The following is a 14,841-nucleotide window of genomic DNA, read 5'->3' on the forward strand; positions in this document are numbered from 1 at the left end:
GAGGCTCCCCTCCCTTTCAAGGGAGGGGCTGGGGGTGGGTGGCGTGCTCGTGATACGGCACCGCCCGCGCCCCGATCAGCTGTACGCCGCCAAGACGCCACCCACCCCCGACCCCTCCCTTGCAAGGGAGGGGAGTGAGAGCTGAAATGCACATCCGTGAAGAGAAAGCCGAACGCCACACGTTGGCGGTGATCGTCGACAACGAGCCGGGCATCCTCGCCCGGATCGCCGGGCTGTTCACCGCGCGCGGCTACAATATCGAGAGCCTGACGGTCAGCGAGATCACCGCCGACAAGGCGGTCAGCCGGATCACGATCGTCACCAGCGCCAGCCCGGCGACGCTGGAGCAGATCGTCGCGCAGCTCGACCGGCTGGTGCCCGTCCACCGCGTCCACGACCTGACCGCCGAGGGCGACCACGTCGAGCGCGAGCTGGCGCTGGTCAAGGTGCGCGGCACCGGCGACCATCGCATCGAGGCGCTGCGGCTCGCCGAAGTCTATCGCGCGCGGGTGGTCGATGCGACGACCAGCAGCTTCGTGTTCGAGGTGACGGGCGGGACGAGCAAGATCGACAAGTTTCTGGAGTTGATGGCGGAGGTCGGCCTGATCGAGGTCGCGCGTACCGGCATCGTCGCCATCGCGCGCGGCAAGGACGCGGCGTAAAACTTCGCTATTGGATCAACATAACCCGTCACCCCGGACTTGATCCGGGGTCCCGCTTCCTCTGCCACGCCAGCGAAGAAGCGGGACCCCGGCGCAAGGCCGGGGTGACGAAAAAGGAGCAAGAACATGAAGGTCTATTACGATCGCGACGCAGATCTGAATCTGATCACCGGCAAGAAGATCGCCATCGTCGGTTATGGCTCGCAGGGGCACGCCCATGCACAGAACCTGCGCGATTCGGGGATCAAGGAGGTCGCGATCGCGCTGCGCGAGGGCTCGGCGACGGCGAAGAAGGCTGAGGACGCCGGGTTCAAGGTGATGAGCACCAAGGATGCTGCGGCTTGGGCCGACATCCTGATGATCCTCGCTCCTGACGAGCATCAGGCCGCGATCTACGAGGACGATATCAAGGGCCGGATGAAGCCGGGCAGCGCGCTGGCCTTTGCGCACGGCCTGAACGTCCATTTCGGGCTGATCGAGCCGCCGGCGGACATCGACGTCATCATGATCGCGCCGAAGGGCCCGGGCCATACCGTGCGCAGCGAGTACGTCCGCGGCGGCGGCGTGCCGTGCCTGATCGCAATCCACCAGGACGCCAGCGGCAATGCGCATGACGTCGCGCTGGCCTATGCCAGCGGCGTCGGTGGCGGGCGCTCGGGGATCATCGAGACGAACTTCAAGGAAGAATGCGAGACCGATCTGTTCGGCGAGCAGGCGGTGCTGTGCGGCGGCGTGACCCACCTGATCCAGGCCGGGTTCGAGACGCTGGTCGAGGCCGGCTATGCGCCGGAAATGGCGTATTTCGAGTGCCTGCACGAGACGAAGCTGATCGTCGACCTGCTGTACGAGGGCGGGATCGCGAACATGCGCTACTCGATCTCGAACACCGCCGAGTACGGCGACATCGTCACGGGTCCGCGGATCATCACCGACGAGACGAAGAAGGAAATGAAGCGCGTGCTGGCCGACATCCAGTCGGGGCGGTTCGTAAAGAACTTCGTGCTCGACAATCGCGCGGGTCAGCCGGAGCTGAAGGCGGCGCGCAAGGCCGCGGCGGCGCACCAGATCGAGAAGACCGGTGCGGAATTGCGCGCGATGATGCCGTGGATCGGCGCGAACAAGCTGGTGGATAAGGAGAAGAACTGATCGCAGCGCAGCGTGCGGCAGCCGTGCTGCCGCCCGACTGCGCCAGATCGGCCGGCGCGGCAGAGCCGGCCCATAGGGCACGGCTTTGCCGGGTCCGACGGGCCGGCGGGTGGCCATCGCTCTCCTCCCGTTCAAGGGCGGTGCCGGGGGTGGGTGGCGTGCTTGTGGTACGATTGCCACAGCTTATGGGGCGGCCGTAACCATCCGGACGCCACCCACCCCAACCCACAAGACCTCGACCAGCCCGAGATACGCCAGGTTGCGGTCGAGCCCGGCGGTCGGGCGCTTGCCGGTTTCCTGGATCGGATGCACCGGGAATTCCAGCACGATCCCGCCCATCTCGCGCACGCCCTCGCGCACGCGCTCCGCCAGCACCAGATGGTGGCGGTTGCACGGGCTGAGATCAGAACCGGTCTGCGCGATTCCGATGATCGGGCGGCCCGACTGCAATTCCTCCAGCGTCAGCCCGAAGTTCAGATAGCGCTCCAGATACAGCGCCGTCATGTCGATGTTCGCCGGATTGTCGAACCACGCACGGCTGCGCAGCTTCGTCGGATCGTGGGGGGCGGTCATGTCAGCAAACTCCGGGGATCAGCGCGCCACCGAGACGCGGTACACCATGCGGTGATGATAGGGCTTGCCCGGATCGACCCGCGCCGAGCCGAACGACGGCTGGTTGGGGGTGTTCGGGAATTTCTGCGGTTCCAGCGCGAAGCCGTCGCCCATGCGGTAGACGTGGCGCTGCTTGCCGACGAACGAGCCGTCGATGAAATTGCCGGAATAGAATTGCACGCCCGGTTCGGTGGTCAGCACCTCGAGCACGCGCCCCGACGCGGTGTCCTCGACACGCGCCGCCAAGCCCGGCTCCTTGGTCGCGCCCTTGTCGAGAACGAAATTGTGGTCGTAGCCGCGGCCGATCACGATCTGCGCGTCGTTGCCGTCACGGACGCTCTGTCCGATCGCACGCGGCCTGGTGAAGTCGAACACCGTGCCGGCCACCGGCGCCAGCTCGCCGGTCGGGATCAGCGCGGCGTTGACGGGCGTGTAGCGCGCCGCCGGGACCGTCAGCAATTGCGGATAAATGCCCGCCGCCGAGCCCTCGCCGGCCAGATCGAACAGTGCGTGGTTGGTCAGGTTGACGACCGTCGCGGCATCGGTCTTCGCATCGAGATCGATGGTCAGCGCGCCCTTGTCGTCGAGGCTGTAGGTCGCCGACACCTGAAGCGTCCCGGGATAGCCCTGATCGCCCGCCGGGCTGGTGATGACCATCGTCACGCTGGCCTGCGGACCCGACTTCACCGACGCGATCCGCCAGATATATTTGTCGAACCCCTTCGTCCCGCCGTGCAGCGAGTTGGTCTTGTCGTTGAGCGGCAGCTGGTACGCCTTGCCGTCGATCGTGAACTTGCCGCCCGCGATGCGATTGGCATAGCGACCGACGGTCTGCCCCCAGAAATTGGGGTTGGTGACGTAGCTGGCGGCATCGTCATAGCCGAGCGTGATGTCGGCGACCTTGCCGTTGCGGTCGGGCGCGTTGAACGACTGGAGCGTCGCGCCGAGCGTCATGATCCGCGCGCTGACGCCGTTGCTGCCCTTCAGCGTGACCGCCTCAATCGCGGTACCGTCGGGCAGCGTCCCGAACGCGGCGCGCTCCGCCGTCGCCGCCAATGCGGAAGAGGCTGTCAAAACACTCGCCAGCGCCATGCCCGCGCCCACCATCCAACGCGTCACCGAATTGCTCACCGACACCCCTCCCGCACTTGCCAGCCAACAGCGTTTGCCGCATTGACCGCTTCTTCGCGGCGAATATAGTCAGACATATCTCTGCGGCGCAACCCCGCCGCGCGAACATGATCAGGTTGAGGAGAGGATGATGGCCGGACCCCCCATTTCACCGGGCGCGACGCGCGCGGGCGGCAGTTCGGGCGGCACGATGCCCGGCTATGGCCGCGCGCTGACGCTGCTCGCCAGCCTGTTCTTCATGTGGGGGTTCATCACCGTCATCAACAACACGCTGCTGCCCCACCTGCGCAGCGTGTTCGACCTGAACTACACGCAGACGACGCTGATCGAAAGCGTCTGGTTCATCGCCTATTTCTTCGCCTCCATCCCTGCGGCCAAGCTTATCGAGCGGATCGGCTATCAAAAGTCGCTCGTGATCGGGCTGCTCATCATGGCGGCCGGCGCGCTGGGCATGGTGCTCGCCGCCAGCCTGCCGAGCTATGGCGTGACGCTTGTCATGCTGTTCGTGATCGCCAGCGGCATCACGCTGCTGCAGGTCGCCGCCAACCCCTATGTCGCGGTGATCGGCCCGGCCGAGACCGCCTCGTCGCGCCTCAATCTGGTGCAGGCGCTCAACTCGGCCGGAACGATGCTCGCGCCGCTGTTCGGTGCGTATCTGATCCTCGGCCGCTCGAAGGGCGGCACCGCCGCGACGGGCACGGTGCTGACCGAGGCGGAGCGGCTCGCCGACGCGCAGTCGGTCGTCCTGCCGTACGTGCTGGTCGCGATCGTGCTGGTCGTGCTCGCCGTCGTCATCGCGCGCTTCCCGCTGCCGGCGATGGGCGGATCGACGAGCCGCGTCGCCAAAGAGGACCGCAAGAACCATTCGCTGTGGAAGCACCGCAACCTCGTGTTCGGCATCCCGGCGATCTTCATCTACCTGATCGCCGAGATCGGCGTCGCGAACCTGTTCGTGAACTTCGTCAGCCAGCCGCAGATCGCCAACATCACCGCCGAACAGGCCGGGCGCTATCTGACGTTCCTGTGGGGCGGGATGATGATCGGGCGCTTCGCGGGTTCGGCGATCATGCAGCGCATTCCGGCGGAGACGGTGCTCGCCGCCTTCTCGATCGGCGCGTTCATCGTCATGCTCATCACCGTGTTCACGACCGGGCCGGTCGCGATGTGGGCGCTGATCTCGGTCGGGCTGTTCCACTCCATCATGTTCCCGACGATCTTCACGCTCGGCATCAAGGGGCTGGGGCCGCTGACCGAGGAAGGTTCGGGGCTGCTGATCATGGCGATCGCCGGCGGTGCGCTGGTGGTGGTACAGGGCAAGCTGGCCGATGCCTATGGCCTGCAGCCGTCGTTCCTGCTGACCGCGGCGTGCGAGCTGTACATTCTCTTCTATGCACTGTGGGGCGCCAAGGCGACCAACGCGCTGCCCGACGTGCCGGTCGACGACACGGCGCACTGATCCCCACCACCGTCCTCCCGGACTTGATCCGCGACCCCGCTTCTTCTTGGCGACCGAAGGAGGAAACGGAATCCGGATCAAGTCCGGAAGGACGTTTGCCCGAAAATGACGCGTACACGAAAAGGCCGGCGGCTCTCGCGAGCCGTCGGCCTTTCGTGTCAGCCGAGCCGCGCCGGCGCGAGCGCTTGACCCGGCACCTCGACCTCGAACGCGAACAGCCCGCCCGCATCAGGCTGGTCGGCCAGCGCCGCGTCGTCGAGCCCCTTGCGCGCGCTGGTCGCGAAGGCGGTCTTCAGATCCGGCCCGCCCAGCGCGATCTTGGTGATGTTGGCGGCGGGCAGCTTCACCTCCTGCCGCAGCGTGCCGTCGGGCGCGTAGCAGCGCGCGCACCAGCCACCCCATAGTCCGAGCCAGACGTTGCCGGCCGAATCGACCGTCACACCGTCGGGCCAGCCATCGGCGGGATCGATCGTCGCGAACACACGCACCGCGCCGGTGGTCCCGTCCGGCGCCAGCGCGACGGCATGGATCACCCCGCCGAGCGTATCGACATGGTACAGCGTCGTGCCATCCGGCGAGAGGCCGGGGCCGTTGGTGATCGCCACCGGATCGATCGCGGTCGTCGTCACCTGCTGACCGTCCCAGCGATGGACGCGCCCGGTAATCCCGGTCTCGCCATCATCCATTGACCCAAAATAGACCGTCCCGTCCTGCGCCACCGTCGCGTCGTTGAGGCGATTGCCCGGCAGATCCGGCTCGACGTCGGCGAGATGCATGAATTCACCGGTGTCGGGGTCGAAGCGCGCGAGCCCGGTCTGCAAGCCGGCCAGCATCGCGCCGCCTGCGCCGGGCAGCACCCAGCCGACCTGCGCCGGTGCCGGCCAGGCGACCACCTCGCCGGAGACCGGATCGTAGCGATGGACGCGCTGCTGCTTGATGTCGACGAACCACAGGACCTCCTGCACCGGGTCCCAGGCAGGCCCCTCGCCGAGGGTCGCCGCACCACGCCACAACGTCCGCACTTCGGTCATCTGTCTCTCCTTGTCCCGTATAGGTCGGCGTACAGGATAGCGCGAGCGGCGCACAGCCTTGACCTCGTCGCCGAAGGCTTTATGTCCTACAAATAAATGGGAGGATGACGTGTCGGGCGGCTACATCGCCATAGATTGGGGAACGACGAACCGGCGTGCGTGGCGGATGTCCGCCGCGGGCGTGGCGGAGGCGTCGCTCAAGGACGCGCGCGGCATCCTGTCGCTGAAGCCTGACGATTATCCGGCGGAAATCGGTGCGATCCGCGCGACGCTTGGCGAGTTGCCGGTGATCGCGGCGGGCATGGTCGGGTCGAATCGCGGTTGGCGCGAGGTCGCCTATGTCGATGCGCCGGCCGGGCTGGACGCGCTGGCGGCGGGCTGCGTGACGATCGACGCGGCGGCGGCGACGCTGGTGCCGGGCGTCGCGTTGCGCGGCGCGGCGCGCGCGGACGTGATGCGCGGCGAGGAGGTGCAGGTGCTCGGCGCGATCACCGCCGGGCTCGCCCCCGCCAATGCCTTGTTCTGCCAGCCGGGCACGCACAACAAATGGATCGCGACCGAGGCCGGGCGCGTCACCGACATCGCCACCGCGCTGACCGGTGAACTGTTCGCGCTGCTGCGCAGGCACGGCATCCTTGCCGGGATGCTCGACGGCACGGTCGCGGACGGCGCGGCATTCCAGGACGGGCTGGCGCGCGGCGCCGGCGCACGTGATCTCACCGTGGCGCTGTTCGAGGTGCGCGCGCGCGTGCTGCTCGGACGGCTCGCCCCCGACGAGGCGGCGGCGTTCGCCAGCGGGGTGCTGATCGGCGCCGACGTCGGCGCGCGCGCGGATCTCGCCGGGCGCACCGTCCAGTTGCTCGCGGGCGGCGCGCTCGCCGATCTCTATGCCGCCGCGATCCGGCACGGCGGCGGCACGCCGGTGACGCTCGACAGCGAGCGCGCCTTTGCCGCCGGCATCCACCGCCTCTGGGAATTGACACGATGACCGAGACACATGCGCGGTTCGACGCCGCCTTCACCGCCGCGCCGCTCGTCGCGATCCTGCGCGGGTTGACCCCAGCCGAGGCGCCCGCGGTCGGCGATGCGTTGGTCGACGCAGGCTTCACGCTGATCGAAGTGCCGCTCAACTCGCCCGATCCGTTCGACAGCATCAAGCTGCTCGTCGAGCGCGTCGGCGATCGCGCGCTGATCGGCGCGGGCACGGTGCTGACGGTCGAGGATGTCGCGCGCCTGCAGGATGTCGGCGGGACGCTGATCGTCTCCCCCAACACCAACACCGACGTTATCGCGGCCACCGCGGCGCGCGGGATGATCTCTATGCCCGGCTATTTCACGGCGAGCGAGGGCTTTGCCGCGCTCGCCGCCGGCGCGACCGCGCTCAAGCTCTTCCCCGCCGACGGCACCACCCCCGGCTATCTCAAGGCGCAGCGCGCGGTGCTGCCCAAGACGACGCGGATGCTCGCGGTCGGCGGGATCGTGCCCGAGAATGTCGCCGAATGGCGCGCCGCCGGGGCCGATGGCTTCGGGCTCGGTTCCAACCTCTATCGTCCCGGCAAGTCTGCCGACGCGGTCGCCGCCGAGGCGCGCCGCTATCTTTCTGCCCTCAAGGACATCGCATGACCGATACCCGTCTGCTTCAACATCGCGGTGACGACGGGCGTCGCCGCGTGATCCTCGCCGAGGGCGACCGCGCGGTCTTCCTGACCGGCGTAGCGACGACCCGCGAACTGGCGCTGGCGGCGATCGCCGCGGGCACGACACTGGCCGAGGCCGCGGCGCAGCGCCGCAGCGACGAGGCGGTCGACATCGCCGCCGAGCTGGACGCCGGGCACCTGCTGCCCGCGATCGATCATGAAGACAGCGCGCGCCTGATGCTGGCGGGCACCGGGCTTACGCATCTCGGCTCCGCATCGGGGCGCGACGCGATGCACAAGGCGGCATCGTCGGCCGAGCACCAGACCGACTCGATGCGAATGTTCCTCGAAGGCGTCGAGGGCGGCAAGCCTGCCGACGGCGTGGTCGGACAGCAGCCGGAATGGTTCTACAAGGGCGACGGCCAGTCGCTGGTCGCGCCGGAAGCGCCGTTCGCGTCGCCCGCCTTCGCGCAGGACGGCGGCGAGGAGCCCGAGCTGGCCGGAATCTATCTGATCGGTGACGACGGCACGCCGTACCGGCTCGGCGTCGCGCTCGCCAACGAGTTCAGCGACCATGTGACCGAGAAGCACAATTACCTGTGGCTGGCGCATTCCAAGCTGCGGCAGGCGTCGCTCGGCGCGGAGTTGCTGCTTGGCACCCCGCCGTCGGACATCCGCGGCACCAGCAAGATCCTCCGCGACGGCCAGACGCTGTGGGAGAAGCCGTTCCTGACCGGCGAGGACAATATGTCGCACCACCTTGCTAATCTGGAGCACCACCACTTCAAATATGCCGGGTTCCGCCGGCCGGGCGACGTGCACGTGCATTTCTTCGGCACCGCGACGCTGTCGGTCGCCGATGGCGTGAAGACGCAGGCCGGTGACGTGTTCGAGATCGCGGCCGCGCCGTTCGCGCTCCCCTTGCGCAACACGCTGACCGATGCGGCCGCCGCCCCGGTCGTGGTGCGCGCGCTGTGACCGCGCCGATCCGTCTCGCGCTGGTCGGCATGGGCAAGATCGCCCACGACCAGCATCTGCCCGCTATCGCCGCCGGCAAGAGCTTTGACCTTGTCGCCACCATCAGCCGCAGCGGCGAGAGCGTCAACGGCCTGCCGTTCTTCCGCGACGTCTACGAACTTGCGGACAGTGGCCTTGAGGTCGATGCGGTGTCGCTGTGCACCCCGCCGCAGGTACGCCGCGCCATCGCGCAATTCTGCATCGAGCAGGGCTGGCACGTCTTCCTCGAAAAGCCGCCGGGCGCGACGCTGGCCGAGGTGATCGCGCTGCGCGACGCGGCGGCGGCGAAGGGCGTCAGCCTGTTCGCGAGCTGGCACTCGCGCTACGCCGATGGCGTCGAGCCGGCGCGCGCATGGCTCGCCGAGCGCGAGGTAAAGCGGGCGACGATCACGTGGCGCGAGGACGTACGCGTCTGGCATCCGGGGCAGGACTGGATCTGGGAGCCGGGTGGCTTCGGGGTGTTCGATCCGGGCATCAACGCGCTGTCGATCGCAACGCGCATCCTCCCGCGCCCCTTCTTCGTCGAGACCGCCGAGCTGGACGTGCCGTCGAACCGCGCGGCACCGATCGCGGCGCGCGTCGCCTTCCGCGACACCGCCGGGGCCGAGATCGCGATGGACCTCGACTTCCGCCAGGAAGGCCCGCAGCATTGGGATATCGAGGTCGAAACCGACGATGGCACCTTGCTGCTGTCGAAGGGCGGATCGGTGCTGACGATCGACGGCAAGGAAGCGCTGGCGCACGACGCCGATCTGCACGGCGAATATCCGGGGCTCTATCACCGTTTCGGCGCGATCGTGCGCGCGGGCGTGTCGGACGTCGACGTCTCGCCGCTCCGCGCGGTGGCCGATGTCTTCCTGCGCGGGCGGCACATCAGCGTCGAGCCTTTTGTAGAATAACCTTATGCCGTCATTGCGAGCGTAGCGAAGCAATCCAGGGCGTCCTGATCCGGCCCTGTATTGCTTCGCTTGGCTCGCAATGAAAAGCCGAACGGGAAGAGCGTAAGCGCTACTCCCGCACCCGCAACATCGCGACCGCCGCACCGGCCATTGTCACCGCGGCGAAAGCCATCGTCCAGATCGGCTCGGTCGGGAAGAAGTGGCGGGTGATCGACCCCATCACCGTCGCGACCAGCAATTGCGGGGTCACGACGAAGACGTTGAACAATCCCATATAGATGCCGAGCTTGCGCTGCGGAAGCGCCGAGGCGAGGATCGCATAGGGCATGGCGAGGATCGTCGACCAGGCGATGCCGATCCCGATCTCGCTGATCAGCAGCCAATGCGCGTCGGGCATGACGAAGATGCTCGCGAAGCCGCCCGCCCCGCACAGCAATCCGACGACATGCGTTCGCGCCTTGCCGATCCGCGCCGACAGCCACGGCAGCAGCAGCGCCGATACCGCGGCGACGCCGTTATAGGTCGCGAACAGCACGTCGACCCAGTTCGCGCCGCGCTGATACGCCGGGCTGGCGGCGTCGGGCGCGGCGAAGAACACCTGCGTGACGACCGGTGTGGTGTTGATCCACATGATGAACAGCGCCGACCAGCTGAAGAACTGGACGACCGCCAGCCGCTTCATCAACGGCGGCATGCCGGCGAAATCGCCGACGATATGCCCCAGCAGCCCCGGCGAGCGCCCCGCCCGCGCGGCGCGGATCGCGACGAGGCTCGCCGCGCCGTAACCGGCGAGTAGCGCCCCGAGCAGGTACATTTCCTTTTCGAGCCCGGCGAGCGCGACCAGCACGACCACCGCCGCACCCGACGCGATCCACAGCAGCGGCGCGATCGCCGGGCGCGCGGCGAGCACGCGCGCGGTGCTGCCGTCCTCCGCCTCCGCAACACCGTCGAACGCCGCCATCTCGGCGGGCGAATATTCACTTGTCGTAACGACGGTCCACAGCACGCTGGCGAGCAGCGCCGCGCCGCCGAACCAGAAGGCGAAGCGCACCGAATCGGGGATCTGGCCCGGCGCGGCGACGTTCGACACCCCGGCCTGTTCGAGCAGCCACGGGAAGATCGACCCGAACACCGCGCCCGCACCGATGAACGCGGTCTGCACGCCATAGCCCGCGGCGTGCTGGTCGCGGTCGAGCATGTCGCCGACGAAGGCGCGGAACGGCTCCATCGAGATGTTGAGCGACGCGTCGAGCACCCACAGCATCATCGCCGCGACGAGCAGCGCCGGGCTGAGCGGCATGACGACCAGCGACAGCGCGGCGAGCAGCGCACCGGCGAGGAAATACGGCCGTCGTCGCCCGAAGCGCCCGAGCCACGTCCGGTCGCTGAAATGCCCGATCACCGGCTGGACGAGCAGCCCGGTAAGCGGCGCGGCGACCCACAAGGCGGGCAGATCGTCGAGCGAGGTGCCGAGCGACTGGAAGATGCGGCTCATGTTCGCGTTCTGGAGCGCGAAGCCGATCTGGATGCCGAAGAAGCCGAACGAGATGTTCGCCAGCCCGGCGAGCGATTGATGGCGGCGGCGCGGGGCGGTCATGCAGGGAGTCCCAGGCCGTATCGACATTCAAGGGTCCCACGATCGTTATCGTCGGTTCGATCCGAACACCTTCCATTCGTCGCCCCGGACTTGATCCGGGGCCCCGCTTCCGGCGACCCGGGAAAAAAGAAGCGGGATCCCGGATCAAGTCCGGGATGACGTGAGGTGAGTGGGTCAGCCATCACGCCACCCTCGCAATCAGCGCGCCATAGGCCGCGAAGCGCGACCCCTCGACGCCACACGCCAGCAGCACCTCGCCGTAAGCCAGCGCCACGTCACGTTCCTCCGGCGACAGGTTAACCACGCACAGCAACCGCTCGCCGTCATGCTCGCGCTCGAACGCGACCACATCGGCAGGCGCGTCCACGAACCGCAGCGTCCCCCATCGCAACGCCGGCGCGGCGCGCCGCACCGCCAGCACGGCCCTCGTCCACTGCAACAGCGACCCGGGTTCCGCCTCCTGCGCATCGACCGCCATCGCGGCGTGGTCGCTCCCGAACGGCAGCCACGGCTCGCCGCTGGTGAAGCCATGCCCCGCGTCCTCGGCCGACCACGGCATCGGCGTCCGCGCGCCGTCGCGGCTGAGCGTCAGCGGCCAGTTGGCGATCGCCTCGGGATCGCGCAATTTCTCGAACGGCACCGCGGTCTGCGTCAGCCCCAGTTCCTCGCCCTGATAGAGGAAGATATTGCCGCGCAGCCCCGCCAGCAGCACCATCTTGGCGCGCGCGAACGCGTCGCGATGCGCGGGCAGCGCCCAGCGCGACACCGCGCGCGGCGCGTCGTGGTTCTCGAACGCCCAGCTCGGCCAGCCCTCACCCTCGGCGCCCGGCCATTGCGACAACGCCGCGCGCACCGCCGCCGGGGTCAGATGATCGGCATAGAGGAAATCGAACCCATAGGCCGTCTCCAACCGCCCCGGCTGCGTATAGGCCTTGCGCACCCAGTCGCTCTCGTCGCCGCCGATCTCGGCGACCGAGAAGCGCGCGTCATATCCGTCGGTCAGCGCACGGATGCGTTCGACGAACGGCAGCATGTCGGGCTGATCCTGACTATGCGTCTTCTGCTGGAAATCGAACGAGCGCGTGCGCGGCTTGTTCGACAGTACGGCCGGTGGGTTGTCGCGCAAATCGGCGGCGCCCATCGCATGGTTGATCGCGTCGAGCCGAAAACCGTCGACCCCGCGCTCCAGCCAGAAACGCCCGACGCCGAGCAGCGCGTTCTGCACCGCCGCGTTGCGGACGTTGAGCTGCGGCTGTTCCTTCAGGAAGGTGTGGAGATAATATTGCTGGCGGCGCGCGTCCCATGTCCACGCCGGGCCGCCGAACACCGACTGCCAGTTGTTCGGCGGCGATCCGTCCGGCTTCGCGTCCGCCCAGACGTACCAGTCGGCCTTGTCGCCGTCGCGCGTGGCGCGGCTCTGCACGAACCACGGGTGGCGATCCGAGGTGTGCGACCACACCTGATCGGTGATGACGCGCAGGCCCAGCTCATGCGCGCGCGCAATCAACGCGTCGAAATCGGCGAGCGTCCCGAACACCGGGTCGACGTCGCAATAATCGGCCACGTCATAACCGAAGTCGGCCATCGGCGAGGTGTAGAAGGGCGAGATCCAGATCGCGTCGACGCCGAGCGACGCGACATGATCGAGATGCGCGGTGATCCCGCGCAGGTCGCCGACGCCGTCCCCGTTCGCATCGGCGAAGCTGCGCGGATAGATCTGGTAGACGGCGGCACCCTGCCACCACGGATAGGTCATCGGCTCTCTCCGATCGCGCAGACGGCATAGCCTAGCGCAGGAAGGCGGACGCGCAACGATCCCGGCGCGGCGGTCTGCGCGGCGCATCCCTCCCCGGCCAGCGTCGTCGCGCTGCCCGCGCCGGTCACCTCGACCAGCCGGTCCAGCGGGGTGGTGGCGGTGTTGAACGCGAGCAGGATTTCGCGCCCGGTCGCCGGATCGATCCGCGATACCGCGAGCAGCCCGCGCGCTTCCTCGCGCGCGCGCAGGATCGTGCGGCCGCGGGTCAGCGCGGGCTCTGCGCGACGCACCCGCGCCAGCATCGCGATCTGGCGGAACAACGGATTGTCCTGCCCGAAATGCGCGGTGGCGGTGGTCGTGTCGGTGCCGAGCAGGCGATTGTCGTTGTAGCTGGCGACACGGCTGGCGAACAGATCCTCGCGCGCATCCTGATCGCCGCCGTCGCCGGTGAAGCCCTGTTCGTCGCCCGAATAGATCGTCGGCACGCCGCGCAAAGTCAGCAGCATCGCGTTCGCCAGCATCGTGCGCCGCAGCACCTCGCCGTCATCGGCCGTGGGGAAGGCCTGTCGCACGAAAAATGCGAACCGGCCATTGTCGTGATTGCTGACGAAGGTCGGCAAGCGCTCCGCCGCCACCGCGCCGCCCTCGTAAAGCGCATCGCCCGCGATCAGCGTCTCGAACGCATCGGTGCCGCGCGTCCCCGCGACGGTATCGAGCACCGCACGGCGGAACGCGAAGTCGAGCACCGCAGGCAGCCTGTCGACGCGCGTGTGCACCGCGAGCGGACCGGGATCGAGCTGGTCGGCGGCGACCTCGCCGAAGATATGGAAATTGGGGATGCCACGTGCGGTGGCGCGCGCCTGCATCGCGGGGACGAACGCCTGCCAGAACTCCGGATTGACGTGGCGCGCGGTGTCGATGCGGAAGCCGTCGACGCCGAAGCGGTCGATCCAGCCGCCAAAGATGTCGATCATCCCCGCCACGACGCGCGGGTTCTCCGTCATCAGATCGTCGAGCCCGACGAAATCGCCCATCGTCGAATTCTCATTGCGGAACGTGGTGTTGCCGCGGTTGTGATAGAACGTGACGTCATTGAGCCACGCCGGCGACTTGGCGCGCTCCTCACCCTTCGGAATGTAAGGCGTGTAGGCATAGGTCGGATCGGTCAGCTTCGCGAAATTGGCCGCAGTCTGCACCTGATCGCCCGCAAAGCCGGGGTTGATCGCGGTGCCGTTCACCCCGCCGCGCCGCTGATACGGGTAATCGGCGCGCGCGCGATAGGCGCAGTCGCCGCACTCGCGATAGCGGATCACGTCGGCGGTGTGGTTGACGATGATGTCCATATAGACCTTCATCCCCCGCGCATGCGCCGCCGTGACGAGCGCCGCGAAGTCGGCATCACTGCCGAAATGTGGGTCGACATGCTCGAAATCGGTGATCCAGTAACCGTGATAGCCGGCGCTCTCCTGCCCCTTCGGTCCCTGCACGGGCTTGTTGCGGAAGATCGGCCCGACCCAGATCGCGGTCGCGCCCAGCGCCGCGATATAGTCGAGCCGGCGCGTGAGACCTTTCAGGTCGCCGCCGTGATAGAAACCCTTCGAGGTCGGATCATAGCCGGTGGTCAGACGATCGCCGGTCAGCCCGCCGCGATCGTTCGCTGCGTCGCCATTGTCGAAGCGGTCGGGGAGCGCGAAGTAGATCACCTCGTCCTGCGGCAGGCGCGTGCGATAGTCCTGCGCCGACGCACTTCCGGCCAGCGACAGCGCCGCCAGCGCGCCCGCGATGATGCTTCTCATGCTCTCTCTCCCGATCGCGGCGTGATGCGCAGCCGCGCCGGGCTTTGCCAAGCGCGCAGCATACGTATTCACAGCCCATGCGCCGCGCAGTAGGATGGCGG

General features: G+C 67.9%; 12 protein-coding genes and 1 pseudogene. 7 read left to right on the forward strand and 6 right to left on the reverse strand.

The window, feature by feature from the left end; genetic code table 11:
* The first annotated feature begins 146 nt into the window (after window positions 1-146).
* Entirely contained in the window at window positions 147-662 is a 516-nt protein-coding gene (gene ilvN / locus BACI71_RS12330; protein ID WP_028965305.1) for an acetolactate synthase small subunit, read from the forward strand.
* Window positions 663-788: 126 nt separating this feature from the next.
* Entirely contained in the window at window positions 789-1,808 is a 1,020-nt protein-coding gene (ilvC, locus tag BACI71_RS12335; protein ID WP_159759023.1) for a ketol-acid reductoisomerase, read from the forward strand.
* 225 nt (window positions 1,809-2,033) lie between these two features.
* Here ilvC and BACI71_RS12340 read toward each other — a convergent pair.
* Together BACI71_RS12340 and BACI71_RS12345 are read right to left on the reverse strand one after the other, a co-directional pair.
* A pseudogene (locus BACI71_RS12340) lies at window positions 2,034-2,381 on the reverse strand (dihydroxy-acid dehydratase domain-containing protein); the annotation flags it as partial.
* An 18-nt stretch (window positions 2,382-2,399) separates the two neighbouring features.
* Window positions 2,400-3,527, reverse strand: coding sequence for an aldose epimerase family protein (locus tag BACI71_RS12345; protein ID WP_159761168.1), 1,128 nt, complete (start codon window positions 3,525-3,527; stop codon window positions 2,400-2,402).
* A 154-nt stretch (window positions 3,528-3,681) separates the two neighbouring features.
* Here BACI71_RS12345 and BACI71_RS12350 point away from each other — a divergent pair, with 154 nt between their 5' ends.
* The gene (locus tag BACI71_RS12350; protein WP_159759042.1) at window positions 3,682-5,007 is read left to right on the forward strand and encodes a sugar MFS transporter; all 1,326 of its coding nucleotides are present in this window, start codon (window positions 3,682-3,684) and stop codon (window positions 5,005-5,007) included.
* A 158-nt stretch (window positions 5,008-5,165) separates the two neighbouring features.
* On the opposite strand, the gene BACI71_RS12355 is transcribed toward BACI71_RS12350, so the two are convergent.
* Window positions 5,166-6,038, reverse strand: a complete 873-nt coding sequence (locus tag BACI71_RS12355; RefSeq protein WP_159759044.1) for an SMP-30/gluconolactonase/LRE family protein — start codon at window positions 6,036-6,038, stop codon at window positions 5,166-5,168.
* A 109-nt stretch (window positions 6,039-6,147) separates the two neighbouring features.
* Between BACI71_RS12355 and BACI71_RS12360 the strand changes: the two genes are divergently transcribed.
* Genes BACI71_RS12360 through BACI71_RS12375 form a run of 4 tightly spaced genes read left to right on the forward strand, consistent with a single transcriptional unit; the run spans window position 6,148 to window position 9,591 of the window.
* The gene (locus tag BACI71_RS12360) at window positions 6,148-7,026 is read left to right on the forward strand and encodes a 2-dehydro-3-deoxygalactonokinase (RefSeq protein WP_159759046.1); all 879 of its coding nucleotides are present in this window, start codon (window positions 6,148-6,150) and stop codon (window positions 7,024-7,026) included.
* Window positions 7,023-7,661, forward strand: coding sequence for a 2-dehydro-3-deoxy-6-phosphogalactonate aldolase (locus tag BACI71_RS12365; RefSeq protein ID WP_159759048.1), 639 nt, complete (start codon window positions 7,023-7,025; stop codon window positions 7,659-7,661). The genes BACI71_RS12360 and BACI71_RS12365 overlap by 4 nt, the downstream gene beginning before the upstream one ends.
* Window positions 7,658-8,653, forward strand: a complete 996-nt coding sequence (gene araD1 / locus BACI71_RS12370; protein WP_159759050.1) for an AraD1 family protein — start codon at window positions 7,658-7,660, stop codon at window positions 8,651-8,653. The genes BACI71_RS12365 and araD1 overlap by 4 nt, the downstream gene beginning before the upstream one ends.
* Window positions 8,650-9,591 (forward strand): Gfo/Idh/MocA family protein, encoded by a 942-nt coding sequence (locus BACI71_RS12375; protein WP_159759052.1) that lies wholly within the window; start codon window positions 8,650-8,652, stop codon window positions 9,589-9,591. Before araD1 ends, BACI71_RS12375 begins: the two co-directional genes overlap by 4 nt.
* A 109-nt stretch (window positions 9,592-9,700) precedes the next feature.
* Here BACI71_RS12375 and BACI71_RS12380 read toward each other — a convergent pair whose 3' ends face one another.
* The 3 genes from BACI71_RS12380 to BACI71_RS12390 form a co-directional block, all read right to left on the reverse strand.
* Entirely contained in the window at window positions 9,701-11,188 is a 1,488-nt protein-coding gene (locus BACI71_RS12380) for an MFS transporter (RefSeq protein ID WP_159759054.1), read from the reverse strand.
* A gap of 181 nt (window positions 11,189-11,369) precedes the next feature.
* The gene (locus BACI71_RS12385; protein ID WP_159759056.1) at window positions 11,370-12,944 is read right to left on the reverse strand and encodes an alpha-glucosidase family protein; all 1,575 of its coding nucleotides are present in this window, start codon (window positions 12,942-12,944) and stop codon (window positions 11,370-11,372) included.
* A complete protein-coding gene (locus BACI71_RS12390) occupies window positions 12,941-14,740 on the reverse strand; it encodes an alpha-amylase family glycosyl hydrolase (RefSeq protein WP_159759058.1) in 1,800 nt (599 codons plus the stop codon). The genes BACI71_RS12385 and BACI71_RS12390 overlap by 4 nt, the downstream gene beginning before the upstream one ends.
* Window positions 14,741-14,841 lie beyond the last annotated feature (101 nt).

Source organism: Sphingomonas sp. 8AM, assembly GCF_902506455.1.
GTDB lineage: Bacteria > Pseudomonadota > Alphaproteobacteria > Sphingomonadales > Sphingomonadaceae > Sphingomonas.

What these genes read in the sequence shown, in the direction of transcription:
- ilvN (WP_028965305.1), top strand. Translation starts at nt 147, where the DNA reads ATGCACATCCGTGAAGAGAAAGCCGAACGCCACACGTTGGCGGTGATC.
- ilvC (WP_159759023.1), top strand. Translation starts at nt 789, where the DNA reads ATGAAGGTCTATTACGATCGCGACGCAGATCTGAATCTGATCACCGGC.
- BACI71_RS12345 (WP_159761168.1), bottom strand. Translation starts at nt 3,527, where the DNA reads ATGGTGGGCGCGGGCATGGCGCTGGCGAGTGTTTTGACAGCCTCTTCC.
- BACI71_RS12350 (WP_159759042.1), top strand. Translation starts at nt 3,682, where the DNA reads ATGGCCGGACCCCCCATTTCACCGGGCGCGACGCGCGCGGGCGGCAGT.
- BACI71_RS12355 (WP_159759044.1), bottom strand. Translation starts at nt 6,038, where the DNA reads ATGACCGAAGTGCGGACGTTGTGGCGTGGTGCGGCGACCCTCGGCGAG.
- BACI71_RS12365 (WP_159759048.1), top strand. Translation starts at nt 7,023, where the DNA reads ATGACCGAGACACATGCGCGGTTCGACGCCGCCTTCACCGCCGCGCCG.
- araD1 (WP_159759050.1), top strand. Translation starts at nt 7,658, where the DNA reads ATGACCGATACCCGTCTGCTTCAACATCGCGGTGACGACGGGCGTCGC.
- BACI71_RS12380 (WP_159759054.1), bottom strand. Translation starts at nt 11,188, where the DNA reads ATGACCGCCCCGCGCCGCCGCCATCAATCGCTCGCCGGGCTGGCGAAC.
- BACI71_RS12385 (WP_159759056.1), bottom strand. Translation starts at nt 12,944, where the DNA reads ATGACCTATCCGTGGTGGCAGGGTGCCGCCGTCTACCAGATCTATCCG.
- BACI71_RS12390 (WP_159759058.1), bottom strand. Translation starts at nt 14,740, where the DNA reads ATGAGAAGCATCATCGCGGGCGCGCTGGCGGCGCTGTCGCTGGCCGGA.